Source organism: Streptomyces sp. NPDC057565 (genome assembly GCF_042801455.1).
GTDB lineage: Bacteria > Actinomycetota > Actinomycetes > Streptomycetales > Streptomycetaceae > Streptomyces > Streptomyces yanii.
Map to the genome: position 1 here is coordinate 37,862 of NZ_JBHVFU010000046.1, position 23,744 is coordinate 61,605.

22 protein-coding genes are annotated in these 23,744 nt (G+C 72.2%); 10 read left to right on the forward strand and 12 right to left on the reverse strand.

Going from position 1 to position 23,744, the window contains the following annotated elements; translation table 11 throughout:
- Positions 1 to 18: 18 nt before the first annotated feature.
- Positions 19 to 936 (reverse strand): MurR/RpiR family transcriptional regulator, encoded by a 918-nt coding sequence (locus tag ACFU8W_RS40195; protein ID WP_266983028.1) that lies wholly within the window; start codon positions 934 to 936, stop codon positions 19 to 21.
- A 124-nt stretch (positions 937 to 1,060) separates the two neighbouring features.
- Between ACFU8W_RS40195 and ACFU8W_RS40200 the strand changes: the two genes are divergently transcribed.
- Positions 1,061 to 1,429 (forward strand): hypothetical protein, encoded by a 369-nt coding sequence (locus ACFU8W_RS40200; RefSeq protein WP_266983026.1) that lies wholly within the window; start codon positions 1,061 to 1,063, stop codon positions 1,427 to 1,429.
- Positions 1,426 to 1,713 carry a DUF4031 domain-containing protein gene (locus tag ACFU8W_RS40205; protein ID WP_345512263.1) on the forward strand — a complete coding sequence of 96 codons (288 nt, stop codon included), beginning with the start codon at positions 1,426 to 1,428 and terminating at the stop codon, positions 1,711 to 1,713. Before ACFU8W_RS40200 ends, ACFU8W_RS40205 begins: the two co-directional genes overlap by 4 nt.
- A gap of 23 nt (positions 1,714 to 1,736) precedes the next feature.
- On the opposite strand, the gene ACFU8W_RS40210 is transcribed toward ACFU8W_RS40205, so the two are convergent.
- The 7 genes from ACFU8W_RS40210 to ACFU8W_RS40240 form a co-directional block, all read right to left on the reverse strand.
- Positions 1,737 to 2,969, reverse strand: coding sequence for a Cmx/CmrA family chloramphenicol efflux MFS transporter (locus ACFU8W_RS40210; RefSeq protein WP_384048678.1), 1,233 nt, complete (start codon positions 2,967 to 2,969; stop codon positions 1,737 to 1,739).
- Between the two features lie 95 nt (positions 2,970 to 3,064).
- Positions 3,065 to 3,748, reverse strand: a complete 684-nt coding sequence (locus ACFU8W_RS40215; RefSeq protein ID WP_384048681.1) for a hypothetical protein — start codon at positions 3,746 to 3,748, stop codon at positions 3,065 to 3,067.
- A gap of 81 nt (positions 3,749 to 3,829) precedes the next feature.
- A complete protein-coding gene (locus tag ACFU8W_RS40220; protein ID WP_384048684.1) occupies positions 3,830 to 4,573 on the reverse strand; it encodes a GNAT family N-acetyltransferase in 744 nt (247 codons plus the stop codon).
- Between the two features lie 146 nt (positions 4,574 to 4,719).
- The gene (locus ACFU8W_RS40225; protein WP_384048687.1) at positions 4,720 to 5,748 is read right to left on the reverse strand and encodes a DUF2891 domain-containing protein; all 1,029 of its coding nucleotides are present in this window, start codon (positions 5,746 to 5,748) and stop codon (positions 4,720 to 4,722) included.
- Between the two features lie 89 nt (positions 5,749 to 5,837).
- Positions 5,838 to 6,806, reverse strand: a complete 969-nt coding sequence (locus ACFU8W_RS40230; protein ID WP_384048690.1) for a DUF979 domain-containing protein — start codon at positions 6,804 to 6,806, stop codon at positions 5,838 to 5,840.
- Positions 6,803 to 7,534, reverse strand: a complete 732-nt coding sequence (locus ACFU8W_RS40235; protein ID WP_345512257.1) for a DUF969 domain-containing protein — start codon at positions 7,532 to 7,534, stop codon at positions 6,803 to 6,805. Before ACFU8W_RS40235 ends, ACFU8W_RS40230 begins: the two co-directional genes overlap by 4 nt.
- 375 nt (positions 7,535 to 7,909) lie before the next feature.
- Positions 7,910 to 8,626 carry a GntR family transcriptional regulator gene (locus tag ACFU8W_RS40240; protein WP_345512256.1) on the reverse strand — a complete coding sequence of 239 codons (717 nt, stop codon included), beginning with the start codon at positions 8,624 to 8,626 and terminating at the stop codon, positions 7,910 to 7,912.
- Positions 8,627 to 8,791: 165 nt separating this feature from the next.
- Here ACFU8W_RS40240 and ACFU8W_RS40245 point away from each other — a divergent pair, with 165 nt between their 5' ends.
- Genes ACFU8W_RS40245 through ACFU8W_RS40255 form a run of 3 tightly spaced genes read left to right on the forward strand, consistent with a single transcriptional unit; the run spans position 8,792 to position 11,153 of the window.
- On the forward strand, positions 8,792 to 9,541 hold the full coding sequence (locus tag ACFU8W_RS40245; RefSeq protein ID WP_345512513.1) for a 5-oxoprolinase subunit PxpA: 750 nt from the start codon (positions 8,792 to 8,794) through the stop codon (positions 9,539 to 9,541).
- Entirely contained in the window at positions 9,538 to 10,296 is a 759-nt protein-coding gene (locus tag ACFU8W_RS40250) for an allophanate hydrolase subunit 1 (protein WP_384048693.1), read from the forward strand. Before ACFU8W_RS40245 ends, ACFU8W_RS40250 begins: the two co-directional genes overlap by 4 nt.
- On the forward strand, positions 10,293 to 11,153 hold the full coding sequence (locus ACFU8W_RS40255) for a biotin-dependent carboxyltransferase family protein (protein ID WP_384048696.1): 861 nt from the start codon (positions 10,293 to 10,295) through the stop codon (positions 11,151 to 11,153). The genes ACFU8W_RS40250 and ACFU8W_RS40255 overlap by 4 nt, the downstream gene beginning before the upstream one ends.
- Positions 11,154 to 11,183: 30 nt before the next feature.
- On the opposite strand, the gene ACFU8W_RS40260 is transcribed toward ACFU8W_RS40255, so the two are convergent.
- Positions 11,184 to 13,460: a heavy metal translocating P-type ATPase gene (locus ACFU8W_RS40260; protein ID WP_384048700.1), complete on the reverse strand. Its 2,277-nt coding sequence runs from the start codon at positions 13,458 to 13,460 to the stop codon at positions 11,184 to 11,186.
- Between the two features lie 255 nt (positions 13,461 to 13,715).
- On the opposite strand from ACFU8W_RS40260, the gene ACFU8W_RS40265 reads away from it, so the two are divergent.
- Positions 13,716 to 14,405, forward strand: a complete 690-nt coding sequence (locus ACFU8W_RS40265) for a copper homeostasis protein CutC (protein WP_384048703.1) — start codon at positions 13,716 to 13,718, stop codon at positions 14,403 to 14,405.
- Positions 14,406 to 14,512: 107 nt separating this feature from the next.
- On the opposite strand, the gene ACFU8W_RS40270 is transcribed toward ACFU8W_RS40265, so the two are convergent.
- On the reverse strand, positions 14,513 to 16,591 hold the full coding sequence (locus ACFU8W_RS40270; protein WP_384048706.1) for a HelD family protein: 2,079 nt from the start codon (positions 16,589 to 16,591) through the stop codon (positions 14,513 to 14,515).
- A 386-nt stretch (positions 16,592 to 16,977) separates the two neighbouring features.
- On the opposite strand from ACFU8W_RS40270, the gene ACFU8W_RS40275 reads away from it, so the two are divergent.
- Both ACFU8W_RS40275 and ACFU8W_RS40280 read left to right on the forward strand, forming a co-directional pair.
- On the forward strand, positions 16,978 to 17,205 hold the full coding sequence (locus tag ACFU8W_RS40275; RefSeq protein WP_384048709.1) for a hypothetical protein: 228 nt from the start codon (positions 16,978 to 16,980) through the stop codon (positions 17,203 to 17,205).
- Positions 17,206 to 17,295: 90 nt separating this feature from the next.
- Positions 17,296 to 17,730: a hypothetical protein gene (locus ACFU8W_RS40280; protein ID WP_384048712.1), complete on the forward strand. Its 435-nt coding sequence runs from the start codon at positions 17,296 to 17,298 to the stop codon at positions 17,728 to 17,730.
- A gap of 19 nt (positions 17,731 to 17,749) precedes the next feature.
- On the opposite strand, the gene ACFU8W_RS40285 is transcribed toward ACFU8W_RS40280, so the two are convergent.
- A complete protein-coding gene (locus ACFU8W_RS40285) occupies positions 17,750 to 19,393 on the reverse strand; it encodes a DNA repair helicase XPB (RefSeq protein ID WP_384048715.1) in 1,644 nt (547 codons plus the stop codon).
- Between the two features lie 149 nt (positions 19,394 to 19,542).
- On the opposite strand from ACFU8W_RS40285, the gene ACFU8W_RS40290 reads away from it, so the two are divergent.
- Positions 19,543 to 19,941: a hypothetical protein gene (locus tag ACFU8W_RS40290; protein ID WP_384048719.1), complete on the forward strand. Its 399-nt coding sequence runs from the start codon at positions 19,543 to 19,545 to the stop codon at positions 19,939 to 19,941.
- An 11-nt stretch (positions 19,942 to 19,952) separates the two neighbouring features.
- Here ACFU8W_RS40290 and ACFU8W_RS40295 read toward each other — a convergent pair whose 3' ends face one another.
- Positions 19,953 to 22,412 (reverse strand): helicase-associated domain-containing protein, encoded by a 2,460-nt coding sequence (locus ACFU8W_RS40295; protein ID WP_384048722.1) that lies wholly within the window; start codon positions 22,410 to 22,412, stop codon positions 19,953 to 19,955.
- Between the two features lie 76 nt (positions 22,413 to 22,488).
- Between ACFU8W_RS40295 and ACFU8W_RS40300 the strand changes: the two genes are divergently transcribed.
- On the forward strand, positions 22,489 to 23,559 hold the full coding sequence (locus ACFU8W_RS40300) for a hypothetical protein (RefSeq protein ID WP_384048725.1): 1,071 nt from the start codon (positions 22,489 to 22,491) through the stop codon (positions 23,557 to 23,559).
- Positions 23,560 to 23,744 lie beyond the last annotated feature (185 nt).

The following is a 23,744-nucleotide window of genomic DNA, read 5'->3' on the forward strand; positions in this document are numbered from 1 at the left end:
ACTCGTGGCTCGTACGGTTCAGCGGGTGCGGGGGGTGTGGCGGTGGGCCAGTGCCTCGTACGAGGCGGCGAGCGCCGGGGCTGCCGTCTCGTACGTCCGCTGGGCAACCCCTATGAACAGGCAGTCCACGACGAGGAGCTGGCTCGTCCGGCTCGACATGGCGGCGGGGCGCAGCTCGCTCTCGCGGGCGGTGGATGTGGTCAGCACGTGGTCCGCGTACTGCGTCACCGGGCCGTCGGGGCGGCCGGTGATCGCGATCGTCGTCGCGCCCCGGTCGAACGCCACCCGGAGCGGTTCGATCACGTCACCGGTGGAACCGGAGTGGGTGATCGCGATCGCCACATCGCCGGAGCGGAGCTGCACGGCGTTGGTGACAGCCAGGTGCGGGTCCATGTGCGCGTGCGCGATCAGGCCGATACGGAGCAGCTTCTGCCCCAGGTCCTGGGCGACGAGAGAGGAGGCGCCGACACCGTAGATGTCGATCCGGCGGGCGGTCGACGCGGCGGCGACGGCGGCACCGAGCTGTACCGTGTCGAGTCCGGCGGCCGTGTCCGCGAGGGTCTGCTGCTCGTCGAAGGCGAGCTTCGCGACCACGTCGGCGATCGGGTCGTCGACGGCTATGTCCGCCGTGACGGAGGGGGCGCGGCCGGACTGCTGGTGGGCGGCGAGCCCGGCGAGGGCGAGGCGCAGATCCCGGTAGCCGGGGTAGCCGAGGAGGCGGGCCGTGCGGACCACGGTCGCCTCGCTGGTGCCGGTGAGCTCGGCGAGACCGGTGACCGTCAGGGCGGCGCAGCCGGCCGGGTCACCGGCTACGGCCTCGGCGACCCGCTGCATGGAGCGCGTCATGGACGGCGCGAGCGTCCGCACCTTGGCCGCGAGTGCGGCCGGTGCGGGCGGCGCATCCCCGCTGAAACTTTCCTTCAGGTCATTGGTCACATTTGAAAGATATTTTCAACCCTGCGGTCCGTCAACCCCCTTTGGTCCCGACCTCTGACGGAACGGAGGACGGGACGGGTAACCGGACGCAGGACCTGTCCGCACTCGGGGTGACAATGGCTGCATGGAGCTGAACCGCCTGGAGCAGGCGCTGCACACCGCCCGCGCCCTGGTCATGGCCGATCTCGCCGCAGGCGGTGTCGCCGAGGCCGAGATCGTCTCGCTCGTCGAGGACGCGGTGACGCACCGGCGCTGGTGGGTCGAGCACTGGCCGGACGGCGTGGAATACGTCGTCGGCCTTGTCGCCCAGGACGTCCAGGACGCGCTGCTGGAGCGGTACGGCCGCTGGCCGCTCTGCCCCGTGTGCGACGCGGGCGACCCGCACGCCCTCGACGTCGAACCGGAGCTGGGCCCGGACCCGCGCTGGGTCTGCACCAAGGCGACCGTGATGGTGGCGCGCGTGGGCGCGCTGAGCGGAGTGCTGGGCCGGTGACGGTCTATATCGACCCGCCCGACTGGCCGGGCCACGGTCGGCTCTGGTCGCATCTGGTCAGCGACGTGTCCTTCGACGAACTGCACGCGTTCGCCGCCGCCATCGGCTGCCCGCCGCAGGCGTTCGAGCGGGACCACTACGACGTACCGGAAACGCGGTACGCGGACGCGGTGCGGGCCGGAGCCCGCGAGGTCGGCTCCAAGGAGCTCGTCCGCCGGCTCACGGAGGCGGGACTACGGCGCCCCAAGGGCCGCCGGGCGCCCGGCTGGGTGCCCGGCGGCTGAACCGACTGCCGAAGCCACCCCGCTCAGGCGGCGGAGGAGCTCCCCGCTTCCACGTCGACCGACGTCGGCGACGACATCGCGGCGGGCGACCCGGTCACCCGGCGCGACCTGCCTCCGCCGTGCAGTCGCAGCGAGAACACCACGGCGACCAGCGCCAGGACCGTCATCGCCGCGCCCGCCCAGGCCGTCGCCTCGAAGCCGAAGTCCGCGTCGATCACAGTGCCGCCCAACCAGGGGCCACCCGTGTTTCCCAGGTTGAAGGCGGCGGTCGTCGTCGCGCCCGCCAGGGTCGGGGCCGCGCCCGCGATGTTGAACATCCGGGCGTTCAGTGCCGGGGCCGTGTAGAACGCCGACAGGCCCAGCAGGAACGCGAGCCCGACCGCCGCGACCTGGTTCGAGGCGAACAGCGCCAGCGCGACCAGGAAGACCGTCGAGGCCGCGATACCGCTCATCAGCACCCCGAAGAGGTGCGCGTCCGCGACCCGGCCGCCGATCGTCGTACCGACCAGCGCCCCGATCCCGAACAGCGCGAGAACCGTCGGTACCCACCCCGAATCCAGCCCGGCGACATCCGTCAGCAACGGCGCCAGATAGCTGAACGCGCAGAAGACCCCGCCGGCCGCGAGCGCCGTGATCACGATCGACAGCCACACCTGCCGGTCGCGGTAGATGGACATCTCCCGCTTGAGCTGCGGCTTCTCCTCCGGGAGCGGGATGCGGGGGATGAGCGTCGCGACACCGACGAGCGCCACGGCGGACGCCGCGCCGACCGCCCAGAACGCCGACCGCCAGCCGAGGTTCTCACCGAGGAACGCCCCCAGCGGTACGCCGAGGACGTTCGCGATCGACAGCCCGCCGATCATCACGGCCATCGCTCTGGCACGCGCGTTCACCGGCACCGTCGCGATGGCGACCGCCGCTCCCACCGCCCAGAACCCGGCGCACGCGAAGGCGCTCACCACGCGGGAGGCGAAGAGCACCTCGTACGTCGGTGCGAGCGCACCCGCGACCTGCCCGAGGCCGAAGACCGAGATCAGTGTGATGAGGGTGGTGCGGCGCGGGAGCCGGAGCGTGGCCACGGCCAACAGGGGCGCGCCGATCACCATGCCGATGGCGAAGGCGGATATGAGGAGCCCGGCCCGGGGGATCGACACGTTCATGTCGTCGGCGATCGGTGGCAGCAGCCCCGAGAGCATGAACTCGCTCGTGCCGAGGGCGAAGACCGAGAGGCCCAGAATGTATACGGCCAGAGGCATGCGGGTACGGCGGCGAACGGCAGAGTCGGGCATGACAGCTGCCAACAGCGATCGTGACCGTTGCATTCCCGTATCGAGGTATCCCGTCTGCTGTCTCAACGGGTGAGCAGTTCCAGCTCCGTCAGCAGGTTCTGCCGGGCCCGCGGCTCCCACTCGGCGAACCCGTGCGGCGTACGGAACAGCCGCGGCAGTCCGAGCAGCTGCCGCAGGACGGCCGCACGCCCGCCCCGGAAGGCTTCGTCGGGGACGAAGCCGTACTCGTCCCGCACCTGCGCCGCGTACGCCGCGTACTCCTTCGGGGCGGCCGCCAGGATGGCCAGGTCCGCGTCGCACAGCACCTCGCCGTTGGTGTCGCCGTCCGCGGGGTCATGGGTGACGGTGAGCCGGACCAGCCGGGCGACCTCGGCGGTGACGGCGTCCGGGACACCGGCCTCGGGCAGGGCGCGCTCGGCGAGGGCGGCGCTGCGCTCCTCGTTCTCGGAACGGTCCGGGCGGTACACCGCGTCGTGGAACCAGGCGGCGAGGCGGACCGCGTCCGGGTCGTCGGCGTGCCCGGCGAGGGTGTCGATGCGGTCGAGGACCGCCGTCAGATGGGCGGTGGTGTGGTAGCGGCGCTGCGGTTCGGCCCAGCGGGCGAGCAGGTTGTCGGCGTACGGCAGCGGATCGGGGCCGGTCGCGTCGTCCCCTCGTGCGGCGACCAGGGCGTCGCTCCAGCGGGCGCGGAGCGCGTCCGCGGCGTCGGGGGAGGATCCGCTCTCGTGCGCGCTGTCGTCCGTCATACGCACGAGAGTAGATTCCCCCCGTCGTCCACGGCGAGCAGCGGGCGGGCCAGCCCTTGGGCGCGGGCACCGGCAACCGGCTCAAGCACTTCCGGTGGGTCCGTCCGGATCCAGGAGGACGCTGAGTTGGCTCCCGAGTTCCCGGAAGCCGAGCGCCCGCGCGACCTGGCGGGAGGCGGGAGGCCGGGCCCGCCACTGGGGCAGCAGACCTGCGGCGAGTGCGTGCGCCACCGCTGCGGAAGCCGTCTGCCGGGCCAGTCGGCGGCCTCGCCACTGCGGGTCGGTCAGCACACAGACATGCGCGGTCGCGACCGGCCAGGCGCGGTATCCCGCCGCGGCCACCACGTCCGTTCCCTCGCGCACGACGAACGCCGGAGAGGTGATCTCTTCCAAACCGCTCTCGTCCGCGTCCTCCGGTCCCGCCGACCGCACCAACTCACGAAGGCCGCGATGCCCAGGCGCGAGCTGCTCGACGGCGTGATGGGCCGGCGCGGGCCGGAAGCCGTCCCTCGCGACGTAGGCCAGCGTGGCCGGACCGAGTAGCTCGGTCACGGGCAGTACGGCCGTGACCGCTTCGGGCCGAGTGAGCGAACCGGCCGGCACCGCAGCCAGCACACGGCGCACCACCTGTGCAGCACCCCCGGTGGGCACAGTGGCGATGGCCGCGTCGCCCAGCATCACGATGCCGGCCCATGACGGTGGGCACAGACCTGAGCCGGGCGAAGTGACCACGGTCAAACCACCGGAGGGCGCGAACGACACCGGGACGGCGGCCAACGTCTCCCACAGACCACGAGCACGGATCAGCAGCGGATCGACAGGCATGACCCGATCCTGTCACCCCGAGATCGCCGGGCGCCCGGGAAATCAACCTCCGCAAGCACGGCACATCGGATGCTGAAGTGGTCCCGCGCTCACCGGAGAAACCCGTCTGTCAGTTCAAGGGACGGTTCCCGAATCCGCCGGACCGGTCAGTGGCCGGGCGGGGTGTCCAGGGCCAGTGCGGCGAAGGTGGCCAGCCAGTGGTCCGTGCTGAAGTCACCGGAGGAGACCGAGGGCAGGCCGACGGCGAGATGAGCCTCGGCCGAAGCGGTCAGAGCGGCGTGGGCGGGGCCCTCGCCCAGCGCGTCGCCGATCGTACGGAGGGCCGCTGCCCGGCTCAGGGTGAGGCCCAGGAGGTGACCGATCTGCGGGTCCGCGTGGTCGGAGATCACGGGCGGGGTGAGCAGCGGAGAGTCCGTCAGCCCCGGCAGGAACCCGGCCAGCCAGGTCCGGAACTCGGCGACGGGGAGCACCCGGCGCATCGCGTCCGCCTCGGTCAGGGCGGGGGAGAGGAAGTCCTGCCCGGACGGCTCCCAGTGGGCGGGGGCGTCGTGGTCCTCGGCGAACCAGGTGCGCAGCCGGTCCGTCACCGCGTCGAGGACCGGGCGGGACAGCCCGGCGCGCTCGCCCGCGTCCAGAACCATGCCCAGGCCGAAGGCGCTGTTGGGGTGGATCCCGTGCCGGATCGGGTAGGTCGCCTTGGGCAGCCAGACGGTGAGGAGTTCGCCGACCGTCTCCACGGCTGGGGCGAGGGCGTCGGCCCAGCGGTCTCCCTCGGGGGTGGCGAGCGCACGGCTTTCCGCCGCCAGCGCCACCAACCACGCCCAGCCGTAGGGGCGTTCGAAGTGCGGACGGTTGCGGAGATACGCCGCCTCGACGGCGAGGTTCTCCGGGGTGAGGTGGGAGTTCAGCACCTCGTGGACACGGGTGGTGACCGTGGCCGGGAGGTCGCCGGTGGCGGAGAAGCGGCGCAGCAGGCGGACGAGCAGCCAGTGCATGTGCACGGTGGAGTGCCAGTCGTACCCCCCGTAGAAGGCGGGGTGCAGGGTGCGGGGCGCGACCAGTTCCTCGGGGCCGGCGTACAGATGGGCCGGGGCGTTGGGGTATTCGCGTACGACATTGGCGAGGGCCAGTTCCGCGAAGGGGACGGCGTACGCGGCAGGGAGCGCGGGGGGCATCGGGGTCACTCCAGAGGGGTGGGTGAGCGGCTCGGGTCAAGGGGCGGCTCGGGGCGGGGCAGGGGTGGCGCGGGTCGGGGCGGCCCGGGTCAGAAGGCGAAGAGGGCCATGATCGCAACGTTGCAGACCAGCAGGGCCGCCGCCGTGGGGATCTGGGCCTTGATCGGTCCGTACTGGTCCTTGAGTTCGAGCAGAGCGGCGGGAACCAGGTTGAAGTTGGCGGCCATCGGGGTGACGAGGGTGCCGCAGAAGCCGCAGAGCATGCCGATCGCGAGGATCGCGGGCGCGTTGCCGTTCATCTGCTCGATGAGGACGGGCCAGCCGATCGCGGCGGTCATCACCGGGAACGCGGCGAAGGCATTGCCCATGACGATGGTGAACAGCGCCATGCCGCAGCAGTAGACGGCCACGGCCACGAACTTCTGGCCGTCCGGCAGCACCGCCTCGCTGATCCTTCCGACCTGCTCGCCGACGCCGGCGGACTGGAAGATCGAGCCGAGGACCGCGAGCAGCTGAGGCAGGATCAGCGCCCAGCCCATCGATTCGAGCATGTTGCGACCGGAGTGCAGTGGTACGGAGAGCCTCCGCTCGCGCAGCAGCACCATGCCCACGATCAGCGCGGCGATGGCGCCGACGCCGAGGCCGAGGATGGTCTCGTACCCCGGTTCGAGGACCGGTTCGCCACCGATCTTCCAGTTCTTCGCGAGCGTCGCACAGATCATCGCGACGACGGGGACGGTGAGGGCCGGAAGGAACAGCTTGTTGCCGAGGCGGGCGGCCGAGGCTGCGCGCTTCTCGCGGGAAGGAGTGTGTGATGCGCCCTTGCCGGTGAGACCGCAGCCGCCCAGGACGATCAGGATCAGGACGGCGACGCCCAGAGGTTCGGCGGGGAGGGACTTGTCGACGACTCCGGAGGAGTAGAAGAACGCGGCGCCCAGCAGTCCCCAGAAGCCGGCCGAGCCGAAGCGCTTGGGGTTGGTGCGGTCCCTGACCATCTGCGCGGCCATGACGAGGAACACCGCGCCGACCAGCCAGAAGAAGTACTCGGACTTGATCACTTGGCGTCCTCCGTCCGGAGCCCGGCGTGTGCCGTCATGTCGTTCTCGGCGGCGGCGACGGCGAGTTCGCGCTCCAGCTGCCGGTCCAGGTTGAGCAGGCGGGCCCCGTGGATCAGGAAGGCGCAGATCGCGGAGGGGATCGCCCACAGAGCCAGATGCAAGGGTTCGAGGTGCTGGTCGTACGTGGAGTTCACGAAGCCGGTGATCAGCAGGATCGATCCGATGGCGATGAAGCAGTCCTCACCGAAGAACACGCCGATGGTGTCGGCGCCGGACGCGTGCGAGCGGACCTTCTCGCGCAGCTTCTGCGGCAGCGGACGGCCCGCCTTGGCCTCGGCCGCGGCCTCGGCCATCGGGGCGATCAGCGGCCGCACACTCTGCGCGGGGCCGCCGATGCTGGTGAGGCCGACGGAGGCGGTGAGCTGACGGATCAGCAGGTAGAGCGCCAGGAAGCGGCCGGTGGTCAGCCTGCCCAGTTTGCCGATGAGAGTACGGGCCTGCTCCTGGAGTCCGTACCGCTCCAGAAGCCCGATGACGGGCAGGGTGATGACGAAGACGGTCACGGAGCGCGAGGAGGCGAAGCTGTTCCCGAATGTGGCCAGCACCTCCTGCGGGGAGAGCTTGCCGAGCAGCCCTGTGACGATGCCTGCGACACCCACTACGAGGAGGGGATTGCGGCGGGTGGCGAATCCGAGGATCACCACGAGCACGCCGAGGAGAACGATCACGCGTCGGCCTTCTTCCGCGCATGGACGTGCAGGCAGGCCTGCTCGGTCCTGATCAGACGGGGTAGTGCGCGAGACATTAAGCGATTGTTCAACAAACCCACAAGGGTGTGGGCTACATGGATCGAAATGTGCGTGGTGGGGGCGTGGTGTGCCCGGGCAGGCGGTGCGCGGTTCGTCCGATCCGGGCAATGGCTGACGCGAAATGCCCGTGATGTGCGGTTATGGCTGGAGGGAGGTCCGGCGCGTGGGGTGAGGGATGGGGTTCGGTGGATGGCGAGGATTGTGGAACATCCGATGCTTCGCACGGGCCGGCGCGGTGCGAAGCGCGGGGCCGTGCGGAGCGGGGTACCCGCGAGGCGGGCAGCCCGGGCAGGACTATCGCGTGGTCAGGCGCTCCGCGTACGCCTCCGCCAGCTGGCGCCGCGAGTCCTCCAGGTAGAAGGCCAGCATCCGCTCGGCGCCCGCCGCGTCGCCCTCGGCGAGCCTGTCCGCGATCTCCCTGTTCCGGGTGAGGTAGGGCTCGTGGAAGCGGCGCGGGTCGGCCATCACATGGAAGGCCAGCCGCAGTTCGGCGAGGACGTTGCGCATCAGCTCGTCCGTGCGGGGACTGTTCGCGAGACCGGCCAGGGCCTGATGGAAGCGGATGTTGGCGGTCGAGCAGACGGGCCAGTCGTCCGCCAGTGCCGCCTGCTCGCCCGTCGACACGGCGGCTTCGACGGCCGTCAGGTCGTACGGCGGTTCGCCCAGCGTCCGCAGGGCGGCGCACTCGACGAGCAGCCGGACCCGGTAGATGTCCACCAGGTCCTCGACGGCCAGGACGCGGACGAAGACACCCTTGTTGAGGCGGTGTTCCAGGAGGCGCTCGTGCGACAGCAGGCGGAACGCCTCGCGCAGGGTGTTCCGGGACACGGCGAGGGCGCCGCTGATGCTCTCCTCGGAGAGTCGGGTGCCCGGCGGGAAGTAGCCTTCGGTGATCCGGTCCCGCAGGACGGCGGCGACCCGCTCGGCGGTGCCGGACCGGGCCAGGGAGGCGCTGTCCGCCGCCAGTTCCGAGAGATCCGGAGAAGTCCGGCCGCCCGCAGTCCCCGCCATGCCCCGTCCCCTGCCTGTTGCCGTGCGCGTCGTCAGGTGCGCACTCTGTGCCCAGTGAACCGTACCGGCATCCCGCTCCCCGAGCCGGGTCTTGTCAGATTGTTGAACAATCGCTAGCGTGCGCTCGTGATGGATCTGACGAACCCGGCGAGTCCGACGAACCCGATGGATCTCAACGCGGATCTCGGCGAAGGGTTCGGGCACTGGACCCTCACCGATGACGACGCGCTGCTCGACTGCGTCACCAGCGCCAATGTGGCCTGCGGCTTCCACGCGGGCGACGCCTCCGTGATGCGGCGGGTCTGCGACACCGCGGCCGCCAGGGGCGTACGGATCGGCGCCCAGGTCGCCTACCGCGACCTGGCCGGCTTCGGGCGTCGCTCCATGGATGTGCCACCCGCCGAGCTCACCGCCGAGATCGCCTACCAGATCGGCGCCCTGCGGGTCTTCGCCGAAGCGGCCGGCTCCACGGTCGCGTACGTCAAACCGCACGGCGCCCTCTACAACCGCGCCGTCTGGGACGACGATCAGGCCGCGGCCGTGGTCGAGGGCGTCCGGCTGGCCGGCGGGGACCTGGCGGTCCTCGGGCTCCCCGGTTCGCGCCTGCTCGCCCACGCCGGGGCCGCGGGTCTCCCCGCCGTCGAGGAGGCCTTCGCCGACCGCGCGTACACCCCGCAGGGCACGCTGGTCCCGCGGAGCGAGCCCGGCGCCGTGGTGCACGACGAGGACGAAGTGGTACGCCGCAGTGTCGGGATGGCGGTGGGCCGGGGCGTCACCGGCGCGGACGGCAGCCGGATACCGGTCGCCGCACGCTCGCTGTGCGTCCACGGCGACACCCCGGGCGCGGCGGCGCTGGCGCGCAGGGTCAGAGCGGCGCTCGAAGAAGCGGGCGTGGCCGTGCGGGCTTTCGCATGAGCGTGGGCGCGGGTGCCGGCGCCGCTCGTGCGGTCACGGCCGAACGGGGCGCCCCCGCAGGGCAGTCGCGCGACGCGCATACGTCCCCCGACGCGAGCGCTCCGGACGGCATCCGCGTTCTTCCCGCCGGGGCCGGGGCACTGCTCGTCGAGTTGTCCTCCGGTGAGCACGCCGAGGCCTTCCACGCCGAGCTGCTGCGGCGTCGTGCACGCGGCGAGCTGCCCGCCGTACGCGAGATCGTTCCCGGTGCCCGGACCGTGCTGCTCGACGGCATCGCGGACCGCACCCCGGACGGCAGCGCGCGGCTCGCCCGGGAACTCGTCTCCTGGCGGATACCGCCGCTGCGGCGTGACACCGGGGAAGCCGTCGAGATCCCCGTCGTCTACGACGGCCCGGACCTCGCCGACGTCGCGGCGGCCTGGGGCGTCACCGCTGCCGACGTGCCCCGCATCCACGCCGGGACCGAATTCCGCGTGGCCTTCTGCGGGTTCGCCCCCGGCTTCGGCTACCTCACCGGTCTCCCCGAGCACCGGCACACGCCACGCCGTGCGACGCCGCGCACCAGGGTGCCGGCCGGTGCGCTGGCCCTCGCGGGGGCGTACACCGGGGTGTACCCGCGCCCGTCGCCCGGCGGCTGGCAGATCATCGGGCGGATGCCCGAGCCGGGCGAACTGTGGAACCCGGCCCGCGAACCGGCCGCCCTGCTGAGCCCCGGGGCGCGGGTGCGGTTCGTCGCGACGGAGGTGCGGCCATGACCGGTGCCATCGAGGTGGTCAGGGCCGGAGCCCTGACCACCGTTCAGGACGCGGGCCGTATCGGCTGGGCGCACCTCGGGGTGCCGCGCGCCGGGGCCCTGGACGCCCCCTCCCGCCGCCTCGCCAACCGGCTGGCCGGAAACCCCGCGGACGCGGCACTGCTGGAGACGACCGCCACCGGCTGCGCGGTCCGCCCGGACCGGCCCGCGGTCGTCGTCGTCGGCGGTGCGCCCTGCCGGGTCACGGTCGACGGGCGGCCCGTGGCCTGGGGGACTCCCGTGCACGTACCGGCGGGCGCGGTGCTGGACGCCGGCCCCGCGGTGCAGGGGCTGCGCAGCTATCTGGCGTTCGGGGGCGGCCTGTTGCCGGAACCGGTGCTGGGCAGCAGGTCCGCGGACCTGCTCTCCGGGCTCGGCCCGGCCCCCCTGCGTGACGGGGACGTACTGCCGCTGGGACACGGGCCGTCGAGGCCCGCGGCCTCCGACGCCGTGCCCTGGCCGGGTGCGCCCGCCGAACTCGTACTCCCCGTACGCCTCGGTCCCCGCCACACCTGGTTCACGGATGAGGCGCTGCGCACGCTCACCACGGCCACGTACCGGGTCTCGCCGCAGAGCAACCGGATCGGCCTGCGCACGGAGGGCCCGGCCCTGGCGCGCACCCACGAGGGCGAACTGCCCAGCGAGGGGATGGTGCTCGGCGCCGTTCAGGTGCCGCCGGACGGCCGCCCGGTGGTGTTCCTCAACGACCATCCGACGACCGGGGGCTACCCGGTCGTCGGCGTCGTGCACGAGACCGCACTCGCGGGGGCGGCACAGGCGGTGCCGGGAACCCGGGTGCGGTTCGTGAGCGCGGGCTGAGGGCCTGCCCCCGTCGGGGTGGGCGGCTTCCTACGCCGCCGCCCTGAACCCGCGCAGCCGCAGCGAGTTGCCGACCACGAAGACCGACGAGAACGCCATCGCGGCGCCCGCGATCATCGGGTTGAGCAGTCCGGCCGCGGCGAGCGGCAGGGCGGCCACGTTGTAGGCGAAGGCCCAGAACAGGTTCGTACGGATGGTGCCCAGCGTCCTGCGGGAGAGGCGGATGGCGTCCGCCGCGGCCCGCAGATCCCCGCGTACCAGCGTCAGGTCGCCGGCCTCGATCGCGGCGTCCGTACCCGTACCCATCGCCAGGCCCAGATCGGCCTGGGCGAGAGCGGCCGCGTCGTTGACGCCGTCACCGACCATGGCGACCGAACGGCCCTGGGACTGGAGTTCCTTGACGACGTCGACCTTGTCCTCCGGCATGACCTCCGCGTACACCTTCTCGATCCCGACCTCGGCCGCGACCGCCTCGGCCACCGCCCGGTTGTCACCGGTGAGCAGGATCGGGGTCAGCCCCAGGGCCCGCAGCCGCCGAATGGCCTCCGCACTGGTGTCCTTCACCGCGTCGGCGACCTCGAGGACCGCCCGTGCCTCGCCGTCCCAGGCGACCGCGATGGCCGTCCGGCCGGCGGCCTCCGCCGCGGCCTTCTGCCGGGCCAGCTCCACCGGCAGGTGGATCTCCCACTCGGCGAGCAGCTGCTCACGGCCGACGAGGACGGCGTGCCCCTCGACGACACCCTGCACGCCGAGCCCCGCGATGTTGGCGAAGTCCTCGGGGGTGGGCAGGGCGGCGCCGGTGCGCTCGGCGGCTCCGGCAGCGACGGCCTGGGCGATGGGGTGTTCCGATGAGTGCTCCAGGGCGCCCGCGAGCCGCAGCACATCGCGCTCGTCCGTACCGTCCGCCGTGTGCACGTCCAGCAGCGTCATCCGGCCGGTGGTGACCGTGCCGGTCTTGTCCAGGACGATCGTGTCGACGCGACGCGTGGTCTCCAGAACTTCCGGGCCCTTGATCAGGATGCCGAGCTGTGCGCCGCGTCCGGTCCCCACCATGAGGGCGGTCGGAGTGGCGAGGCCCAGCGCGCACGGGCAGGCGATGATCAGTACGGCGACGGCGGCCGTGAACGCGGCCGTCAGACCCGCCCCGTTGCCCAGCCAGAACCCCAGCGTGCCGAGCGCGAGCGCGATGACCACGGGCACGAAGACCGCGGAGATCCGGTCGGCCAGTCGCTGCGCCGCCGCCTTGCCGTTCTGTGCGTCCTCGACGAGCTTCGCCATCCGGGACAGTTGGGTGTCGGCGCCGACCCGTGTCGCCTCGACGACGAGCCGGCCGCCCGCGTTGAGCGTGGCACCGGTGACGGAGTCCCCGACCCCGACCTCGACCGGCACGGACTCGCCGGTGAGCATCGAAGCGTCCACCGCCGAGGCGCCCTCGACGACCGTGCCGTCGGTGGCGATCTTCTCGCCGGGGCGGACCAGGAACCGGTCCCCGACCTGCAGTTCCGCGGTCGGGACGGTCACCTCACGGCCGCCCCGCACCACGGTGACCTCCTTGGCGCCCAGCTCCAGCAGCGCCTTGAGCGCGGCGCCCGCCTTCCGCTTGGAACGGGCCTCGAAGAAGCGCCCGGCCAGGATGAACGCGGTGACTCCGGCCGCCGCCTCCAGATAGATGTTCCCGGCGCCGTCGCTGCGGCCGATGGTCAGCTCGAAGGGGTGCGTCATGCCCGTCATCCCCGCCGTGCCGAAGAACAGCGCCCACAACGACCAGAGGAACGCGGCCGACGTACCGAGCGAGATCAGCGTGTCCATCGTCGCCGCACCGTGCCGGGCATTGGTCCAGGCGGCGCGGTGGAACGGCCAGGCGGCATACGTGACGACCGGGGCCGCCAGGGTCAGCGACAGCCACTGCCAGTAGTCGAACTGGAGCGCCGGGATCATCGCCATCGCGATCACGGGGACGGCGAGCGCCACGGCGGTGAGCAGCCGCTGCCGCAGCGGACGGAGCTCATCGGCCTCCGCTTCGGCTTCCGACGGTGTGCCTTCCCCGGCAGTTACCGGAGGTGCGGGCTCCTGTGCGGTGTAGCCGGTCTTCTCGACCGTGGCGATCAGGTCCTGTACGGAGATGTCCTCGCCCCGGTAGCTGACCTTGGCCTTCTCCGTGGCGTAGTTGACGGTGGCGGTGACGCCGTCCATCCGGTTCAGCTTCTTCTCGATGCGGGCCGCGCACGATGCGCAGGTCATGCCGCCGATGGCGAGTTCGACCTCTGCGGTGGTGTCGGTGCCGGTTGCGGCGGTGGGCGCGGACACGGTTTCCTCCCGGACGTAGACGGATGCTGCATACCCCTAGGGGGTATCTAATCCTGATCCATGTATACCCCCCACCCCTATGAAACGCAAGGGTGGATCCGGGATCGAGAGATGGATCATGTGCGTCCGATTGCCGGGTACCGCTCCGACTTCGCGTATCTTCGCGTTCGCACCGAGGCTTCGTCTTGGCGCGACTGACCCGTAGGCTGGCCATTGGACTAGACCTGTAGCTGCTTACTGGAGGAATGGGGTCCCATGAGCAACCGTGCAGTCCTGGAGGTGATCGCTCTCGACGCGGAGGACGCGGTCGCTGCCCAGGCGGGTGGTGCAGACCGGCTGGAGCTGGTCACCGACATGGCGTCGGACGGCCTGACCCCGTCCTGTGCGACCTTCGCGGAGATCCGTGCCGCGGTCGACATTCCGCTGCGTGTGATGCTCAGGGTGGCGGACGGATTCGCGGCCGGTGACATCGATGTTCTCGTACGCAAGGCGCGCGAGCTGCGGGCCGAGGGTGCTGATGAATTCGTCCTCGGCTTCCTGGACGCGGCGGGCCACGCGGACCTCGTCGCCGTCGAACGGCTCGTCGCCGAGCTGGACGGCTGCCGCTGGACGTTCCACCGCGCGATCGACCGCGCCACCGACCGGGACACCCTGCGCAAACAGCTGGCAGATCTGCCGGGCCTCGACACGTACCTCACGGCGGGATCGGCGCGCGGCGTCGACGACGGCATCCCGACGCTGCTCGCCGAGGCGGCCCACAAGGGTGAGCCCGGGTACGAGCCGCAGATCCTGGTGGGAGGCGGACTCCGGCTCGAACACCTGCCCCAGCTGCTGGTCGCGGGCATCGACGCGGTGCACATCGGGGGTGCGGCCCGCCCGAAGGGCTGGGCGGCGCCGGTGGACGCGACGGCGGTACGGGAGTGGCGGGCGCGGCTCGACGGGTAGGCGGCTCACCGGGGTGACCGGTTCCGTCGGCAACCTCCCCCATGCCCTTGCGGCCATGGGGGAGATCGACGACAAAGCGGCCACCGGACGTCCCCGGTCACCGTCGCTCAGCCCCCGAGCGCCTCCGGCAGCCCCGTCGCATGCACCACCGTCAGCCCCGACACCGCACGGGTCAGCGCCACGTACAGCCGGCGCAGACCCGTGCGTTCGTCCGGCTCGCCGTCGACCACCGCCGCCGGCTCGTCCAGCACCACGTAGTCGTACTCCAGGCCCTTCGCCAGCGACGCCGGGACCAGCGTCAACCGCGACTCGGCCGTCGTCTCCTCGCCCGGCGACAGATACGCGTGACCCGCCGCCGTCAGCGCCTCCGCCAGCACCGGGATCCGCGCGTCCGCCGCGATCAGCCCGATCGATCCCTCCTGCGCCAGCGACTCCTCGCAGGCCGCGAGCACCGCCGCGTCCAGTCCGGCCACGTCGGGCACCTCCCGTACCGTCAGCGAACCCGGCGACTCACGCACCGACTCCACCGCCGCGAGACCCGGCGAGATGACCGGCAGCAGCCGTGACGCGTACGCGATGACCTCCCGCGGGACACGGAAGCCCGCCGTCAGCTCCTCCACCACGGCGTCCTCCTTGCCCAGGTGGTGCAGCGCCTGCGCCCAGCTCTCCGTCGACCACGGCGTCGTCCCCTGCGCCAGGTCGCCGAGCACCGTCGCCGAACCCGTCGTGCACCGCCGCCCCACCGCCCGGTACTGCATCGGCGACAGGTCCTGCGCCTCGTCGAGGACGACATGGCCGAGCGAGTGCGTACGGGCCACCAGATCGCTCGCCTCGTCGATCAGCACCGCGTCCGCCGCCGACCACTTCGCCGATTTCACGCTGCGGGCCGGCTTCGTCCACAGGATCGTCTTCTGCTCGTCCTCGGTGAGCAGTCCGTCCGCGTGCGCGGCCAGGAAATCCGGGTCGGAGAGCAGTCGCAGCACCAGCTTCGTCGGATCGACCGCGGGCCAGATCGCCTTCACGGCCGCCTTGACCGCCGGAGTACGGGCCACCGCGTTCTGCACCCGGTCGTCGGGCGCCTCGCCGGCCTCCTCCATCCGGACGAGGACGGCGTGCGCGATCCGCTGCGGGAGCGCCTCGTGCGCCGCGCCGTACCGCATGTCGCGGGCCAGCAACTCGGTGACCATCTCCTCCAGTTCGTACGCGGGCACCCGCCACCGCCGCGAACCGCGCACCACCATCACCGGCTCCGTCGGCACCGTCACATGCGAACGGATCGCCCGCCGCAGCACCTCGGCCATCCGGGCGTCACCCTTGACGACGGCCGCCTCCGCCGCGTCCGATCCCCGCACCTCGACGTGCGCCGCCACCAGATCGTCGACGGTCGCCTGCTTCACCTCCAGCTCACCGAGGGCCGGGAGCACCTGCTCGATGTAGTGGAGGAACGACCGGTTCGGCCCGATCACCAGCGTGCCGGTGCGGGCGAGACGCTCACGGTGCGCGTACAGCAGATAGGCGACACGGTGCAGACCGACGGCGGTCTTACCCGTACCGGGGCCTCCCTGGACGCAGACCGTCCCGCCCAGCCCGCTACGGACGATCTCGTCCTGCTCCGGCTGGATCGTCGCCACGATGTCGCGCATCGGACCCACGCGCGGCCGCTCGATCTCCGCCTGGAGCAGCTTGCTGGTCTGCGCGGCCTCAGTGGGGTCGGTGAGGTGCTCGTCCTCGTACGCGGTCAGTTCGCCACCGGTGTAGCCGAAACGGCGCCGCTGCCCGACGTCCTGCGGGTCCTTCCTCGAAGCCCGGTAGAACGGCTGCGAGACGGGCGCACGCCAGTCGATGACCATCGGGTCGCCGTCGGCGTCGTGGACGTGGCGGCGTCCGATGTAGAACTGTTCTCCCTCCGCGCCCTCGGCCCGATCCGCACCGACCCGGTGCAGATAGTCCAGGCGGCCGAAGAAGAGCGGGGTGTGCGACAGATCGGCGAGGGCCTTGATGCGTTCGTCGATCTGGGCCTGCAGGACGGCGGCGTTCACCCAGTTCGCGGTGACATCGCGGATGTCGAGGGCCTGGGCGTCCTCGCGCATGGCTCGCAGCGCGGCGCGGGACGCGGCGAGATGGGCGCGCTCGCGAGCCAGCGCATCGGTGGTGGTCGTGACGGCTTCGTGTTCGTGCGCGGGCACGGTGTTGCCTCCGGCTTTTCGACGCAGGACAGCGGACCGCAGCTCGCACCCGGTCACGTGCCGGGGACGATGCGGTCCGCTAGGGATCGATCACGGGGTGCGCACGCTGGTGCGCGTGCGGCTGTCGGCCGGTTTCCGTCCGGTCGGCGGCGCTCCCCCGGCTGCCGGCGAAGAGCCGGTACCACGGTGCGGGAGGCGGGCAGACCGGCGATTGTATCGACCGCGACCGGTGGGGTCGAATGAATTGGGCCGCCGGGCCCGCCCCTCCTCCACCCCCCGGATCACCCCGTAGGGGACGGCATCCGACCGGAGACCCATGCGAAGCCCACCGGGATTCCGTCCGCGAGCCGATGCCTTTGCGGAACGGGCGCAGGACCATGGACTGCATGAGCACCGTCAGTCTGAACCCACACGGGACCGGCCCCGCGCACGGCGCGACCGCGTCCACCGGTCACCCGCCCACCCACCACATCGGCGATGCCGTGCGCGCCGTCAAGGTCTTCGCCCGCGCCGCGTTCGACGTGGCCGTCCTCGGCGAGTACGCGGAGGAGGCCGGCGTCCTCCGCCGCGACCACCGGGAACAGCACGACCACCGAGTACGCCGCGAACACTGAGTACCGCACGGCCCCTGAGTACGCGCGACTGCCGCGGTATGAGTAGCCGACCGGAGGTGGCGGGTCCCCGTCCCGCGGTTGAGTGGCCGCATGGAGAACAGCCGCTGCAACGCCTTCGCAGCCCCGACCGCCACCGCGCCGGCCGTCGGCGCACCTCTGCTGCCTCGGGTGATGCCTCCGGCCCCCGTCGCGCAGAGCACCACCGCCTGGGTCGCCCCCACGATCGCCACGGTGCTGGCCGCGATCCTCACCTTCATCGGCGTGCTCACCCTGGGCTTCGCCGTGATGGCCACGGACAGCTGCGGCCCCGACAACTGCTCGTCGGACATCACGGTCCCACTGGGCCTCATGGGCTACGGGCTCTACGCGTCGCCGTTCGTCACGCCCGTCGCCCTGGTCACCGCGTGGGCGCTGCCGTGGCGACCCCGCTGGGCCGCCGCCCGCCGGTGGGCGGCGGCCGTCGCGGTGCTGCCGGGCCTGACGATGGTCACCGGGCTTTTCCTGCTCCTGACCCTCGGAGGCTGACCGGGCGGGACCGCTCGGTTCAGTTCTCCGTCAGCAGTTCGTCCGCGTCCACGATCCGGTACGCGTACCCCTGCTCGGCCAGGAACCGCTGGCGGTGCGCCGCGAAGTCCTGGTCGATCGTGTCGCGGGCGACCACCGAGTAGAACCGGGCCTCGTGCCCGTCCGCCTTCGGCCGCAGCACCCGGCCGAGTCGCTGCGCCTCCTCCTGCCGCGAGCCGAACGTGCCCGACACCTGAATGGCGACGGTCGCCTCCGGCAGGTCGATCGAGAAGTTCGCGACCTTCGACACGACAAGGACGTTGAGCTCGCCCTCACGGAACGCGTCGAAGAGCTTCTCGCGCTGCGCGTTGCTGGTCTCGCCCTTGATGACCGGGGCGCCCAGATGCTCACCCAGCTCGTCGAGCTGGTCGATGTACTGCCCGATGACGAGAGTCTGCTCGCCCCGGTGCCTGCGCACCAGCGCCTCCGTCACCTTCCGCTTCGTCGCGGTCGTCGCGCAGAACCGGTACTTCTCCTCCGCCTCGGCGGTCGCGTACGCCAGCCGCTCCGAGTCCGTCAGATTGACTCGCACCTCGACACAGTCGGCGGGCGCGATGTAGCCCTGCGCCTCGATCTCCTTCCACGGCGCGTCGAACCTCTTGGGGCCGATCAGCGAGAAGACGTCCGACTCGCGTCCGTCCTCGCGCACCAGCGTCGCGGTGAGACCGAGCCGCCGACGCGCCTGCAGGTCGGCGGTGAACTTGAAGACGGGCGCGGGCAGCAGATGCACCTCGTCGTAGATCACCAGACCCCAGTCGCGGGAGTCGAACAGCTCCAGGTGCGGGTAGATGCCCTTGCGACGGGTCGTCAGCACCTGGTAGGTGGCGATGGTGACCGGCCGGATCTCCTTGCGCGTACCGCTGTACTCGCCGATCTCGTCCTCGGTCAGCGAGGTCCGCTTCACCAGCTCGTGCTTCCACTGCCGGGCCGAGACGGTGTTCGTCACCAGAATCAGCGTGGTCGCCTTGGCCTCCGCCATCGCACCGGCCCCGACCAGCGTCTTCCCCGCACCACACGGCAGTACGACCACTCCGGAGCCGCCGTGCCAGAACCCTTGGACGGCCTGCTTCTGGTACGGACGCAGTGCCCAGCCGTCCTCGGCCAGCTCGATCGGGTGGGCCTCGCCGTCCACGTACCCGGCGAGGTCTTCTGCGGGCCAGCCCAGCTTCAGCAGCGTCTGCTTGATCTGCCCGCGCTCGGACGGGTGCACCGCCACGGTGTCCGGGTCGATCCGCGCCCCGACCAGCGGCTGGACCTTCTTCGACCGGAGGATCTCCTCCAGCACCGGTCGGTCGGTGGAGGTCAGCACCAACCCGTGGACGGGGTTCTTGGAGAGCGTGAGGCGGCCGTACCGGGCCATCGTCTCGGCGATGTCGACGAGCAGCGCGTGCGGCACCGGGTAGCGGGAGTACTGCACGAGGGCGTCGACGACCTGCTCGGCGTCGTGCCCGGCGGCGCGCGCGTTCCACAGTCCGAGCGGCGTCAGCCGGTAGGTGTGGATGTGCTCGGGTGCACGCTCCAGCTCCGCGAACGGGGCGATCGCACGACGGCAGGCGTCGGCCTGCTCGTGGTCGACTTCCAGGAGCAGTGTCTTGTCGCTCTGGACGATGAGGGGTCCGGTCACGCGTCTCGGCCCTTTCTACGGGGGGTGGCCGCCCGTGCGGCCAAACGTCCAGTGTGCCGCATGCGGGGCAGGTGGTGCGTCGGTGTCGGCCGGTGGGACGTTCGGCCATCCGCCCGCCGCGCGGGCGGGGGACGTGGCATGGTCCGTGCGTGACTGATGCCGCTGCCGGGGACACACCCCCGGAACGAACCGCTCCCGCGCGTCCGGACGACCGCATACCGTCCGCGCTGCGCTTCTCCACCGAACTCGTCGCCTGGGTCGCCACCCCCTGGGTGTTGGCCGGCCACTCATGGCTGCTTGCCGCCCTGTCGCTGGTGGTGCTGATCGGCCTGCCGGCCGTTCTGTCCACCCCGGGCGACAAGAACAGTGTGCTCGTCGCCGTGCCGGGCTGGGCCACGATCCTGATGGTGCTGGCCGAGCTGGGTGCTGCTGTCGTCTCGTCGTGGCTGCTGTGGCCGGTGTGGGCGGCCGTTCCGGTGACGCTGCTCGCGGCGACCGCCGTGGTCACCGAGCAGCCGCGGTGGCGGTGGCTCGTCTCGCTGGACTGAGCTCAGAGCTGTCAGGCGTCTTCGGAGTCGGCCAGTTCCGCGACGCCCGTCACCCGGTGCAGCGGGTACGTGCGGATCTCGTCCGCCGTGTGGTCGTACGCCGTCACGAAGCCGCCCTCGACCCGCACCGGAGCGATGACGCGCTGGCTGGCCGCGCCGTCCGCATTGACGTAGCCGATCCAGATCGCCGAGCCCGTCATGGCCGCCGCCTGGACGGTCGCGAGAGTCTCGGCAGAGGTCGTACGAGGCAGTGAACCGGCCGGGGCCGCGGGGGCCTGGGAGGCGTCCTTGCGGACGACGGTGGCGGCCGTGTCCCCGGCGCGGATCGCCCGTACCGCCGCGCCCAGCAGCGTTCCGTCGGGGAGCGGCGGGCCCTCGGGGACCGGCACGGGGGGTGTACGGGGAGGGGTGCGGCGGGTGCCCGCGCGGGTGATCAGGACATCGCCCTCGGCGGACTCGGCGGCGGGCGCGTACCCCATCTCGCGCAGCCCTTCGAGCAGGGACGCCGGGTCGATCTGGGCGGCCAGCGCCGTCGGGGCGAGGCGGCGCAGGCGCAGGGTGGCCGAGCGTTTGTCGGCGAGGATCTCGCCCAGCACGGCCTCGTCGTCGCAGCGTACGTACGCGGACGCGGCACCGATCCGCAGATGGCCGTGGCGGCGGGCGACGTCGTCGATGAGGTAGCTGAGCGGCTGCGGGACCGGGGTGCGGCTGTGCGCGGCGAGGAACGCGTGCAGATCGGCCGCGGACTGCCCGGCGTCCAGCGCGCGGCGTACGGAGCCGGGCGTGAACCGGTAGACGGTCGCGCCGCCCTTCGACTCGATGTCGGCGAGGACGGACAGCGTGTCCGCGAGGGGGCGCTCCAGCGGGCCCGGCGCGACGGCCGTCAGGTCGGCCTGCAGCAGGACGTGGTCGAGAGACTCCGGGATGAGCGGGGCGAGCAGCGCGGCCGCCTCGGCCGGCCCGGATTCGAGCAGGGCGCGGGACTGGGAGGAGAGTGCGCCGCGGCCGGTGATGCCGAGGAGTTCGGACTCGTTCAGTGTCCACAGGGCGATCCGGGACCGGAGGTCGGTGGTGTCCCCGGCGGAGGCGGAGGAGCCGCGCAGCGGCCGTTCCCAGCGGAGCCGGGCGAGCAGCGTCTCCGGGTCCGGTGCGGTGCCGGGGTCCAGGGAGGCGAGCAGGGCCAGGATGCGGTGGCGTACCTCGGGAGCGGCCGAGCGGTCCAGTTCGGGGCCGAGCGCGGACAGGGCCCGGCCCTTGGCGTCCTGGCCGCCGACGAGACCGGCGGTGCGAGTGGCGGCGAGCCAGGCGGTCGCGAGACGCACCCAGCGCTCCTGGGCGGGGAGTTCGGTCCAGTCGTCGTATGCGGGCGTCGGCGCGTACCGCTCGTCGGCCTCGCCGTCGGAGGCCAGCAGTCCGGCCGCGTAGGCGAGTTCGAGCCAGAACGCGGCGATCGGCTCCGACACGTCGAGGACGGACGCGGTCCGCTTCAGCTCGCGGACGCTGAGGCCGCCGGCCCGGAGCATGGCGGGGCCGCCGGCGTTCCAGCTCGTCAGAAGTTCCTCGACGGTGGACACCGCCAGGTACGCCTGGCCTGCGGCCGCACTGTCCACAGCCTGGGGATCACGGGTCGCGGCCGCCGCGACGGCGGGCGGCAGCGGCTCCGGTACGCGGTGGGCGCGCCCGGCCCGCAGATGCAGCGCCGCCTCGCGCGGCAGGACGACGGTGCGCGTCGACACGGGCAGCAACAGCCCACGGTCGCGCAGCCACTTCACGGGCGGGGTCGGGTTCGGGGTCACTTCCCCGTACGGCGGACCCCACACCAGCCGGTCCAGCACGGCGAGCGCCTCCATCGGCGCGGTGTCCAGCAACTCGCCCATCCTGGTCCGGTCGGTGAACAGCGCGGCCAGCGCGGTCACGGCCGAGACCGGGTCGTGCGTGGCGGGCAGCCCGGCCGCCGCCAGGATCTCCTGCAGCCGGCCCGGCGACATGCCGGCCGTGGCCTCGGCGACGGTCGGCCCGAGACCGGTGGGGGAGGGGTGCTGCGGGGACGGTGCGAGAAGTTCGCGCGCGGTACGGACCAGCCGCAGCCGGTCGTCCTCGCCCCAGACCAGGGCCTGTTCGCGCAGGGTCGCGAGGGCTCCGGGCGCCGCGTCCCGGATCGTCGCACCCGCGTCGTCGCGCTGCGTGCCGTCGTCCTGGCCGTCGCCCGTGAGGAGGGCGAGAAGCGTGTCGTACGAGGCCGGGTCGGGTGCGACCGCGAGCGCCTCCGCGGTCTGCAGGGCGAACCGGTCGAGGTGCTCCAGCGCGCGCACGACAGAGGCACGGGTGCCGGCTCTCGTCGCCAGCTGGGTGATGTCGTTCGGCACGGGAGACAGGAGGTCGGGACGGGCACGCAGCAGCCCGGCCAACGACTCGTCGTCCCGGGCGCGCAGCGCTTCGGCGAGCGTCCGCGGTGGTGTGGTCATCCCCATCCGTCCCACGGTAGTCGCTCCGGACAGGCCCGAGGGCGCTACCGTCGGTGCAGGGCGGCCGGAGGGGAACCATCGCGTGGGGATCGAGAGCGACCAGCTCGTCTACGACTATCTGAGCCGGGTCGGAGACCTGGCCCAGCAGCAACAGCTGTCCTCGGGCGCCCGGATGAGGCTCGTGGCGACGCTGCGCACCGAGATCGACCGGCAGCGCGGAAGCCAAGGCACGGACACGCCGGCGGCGGTGCGGCGCATCATCGGGAAGCTCGGCACACCGGACGAACTGGTGGCCGCGGCGGCGAGGTCGGGGGACGGGACCGTGATGCTGCCGGAGGCGACGAAGGACGGGAAACGGGGCGATCCGGAGCCGCAGGGGATTCCACGGCCGCGGAGAGGGACCTTCCGGAAAGAGAGTTTGCGCAAGGGCGCGTCGGAGGGCGACCCGGGGGCGCGTGAAGCGCCTGAGGGTTCTGGGGCCTCTGCGGCTTCTGCTGCTTCGAGGGGGGATGGGCCGTTGCCGCCGCACATGGCGGGGACGGATGAGCTCGGAGCGTCCGGGAGCGAACCCGACTGGTGGCGTATCGAGCCGGGGCCGTTCGGGGACGGGGTGCGGGTGCCGGGGTTCACCGGTGGGGTGGAGATCCCGGACCTTCTGAAACCGCCGACGCCCGCGGAGGAACCGGAAGCGGCTGCCGAGGGCGAGGCGGAGGAGGACGGGAACGGTTCCGCTGAGGACGGCGGGAGCGAGGGTGCGCGGAGGCGCCGGCGGCCGCGGATCCGACGGCGTGCGCCACGGGAGAGTGCGGGGTTCCGGTTCGCCCACCCGCTGCTGCTGCTCGCCGCCGGGTTGCTGGTCACCGGTGCGGTGACGGGATCCCTGCTGGCACTCGCGGGCGGCTGGCTGATCGCGTACAGCTCGCGCACGCTCTCCCGCACGGAGGCGAAGCTGGCCGCGATGGGGCTGCCCGGAGCGGCCGTGGCCGGCGGCCTGGTCTGGCTGTGGGGACGGATGGACGGGCGCTGGGGCGAGCCGATTCCGGAGGACGGGATGGGGGATGCGCTGACCGGGGTGTGGCCGGTGGTGGTGCGGGCGGCTGCGGTGGCCTCGGCGGTGTTCCTGGTGTGGCGGGCGGGGAAGCGGGTGGGGTAGGCGGCGGGGCGTTGCGTGGTGCGGTGCCCCGGTCCGGGGCGGGGGTTTTGTCCTCAATCGCCGGACGGGCTTGATGGGTGTGTCTGGCCCCTGGTGGCACGGTCGCCTGCCCTGGTGGGTGGTGGTCCGGGGCCCCTCCGGGGTGTCTCCTCGAACGACGAACGTTCGGCGGGTACGCGGGGGGC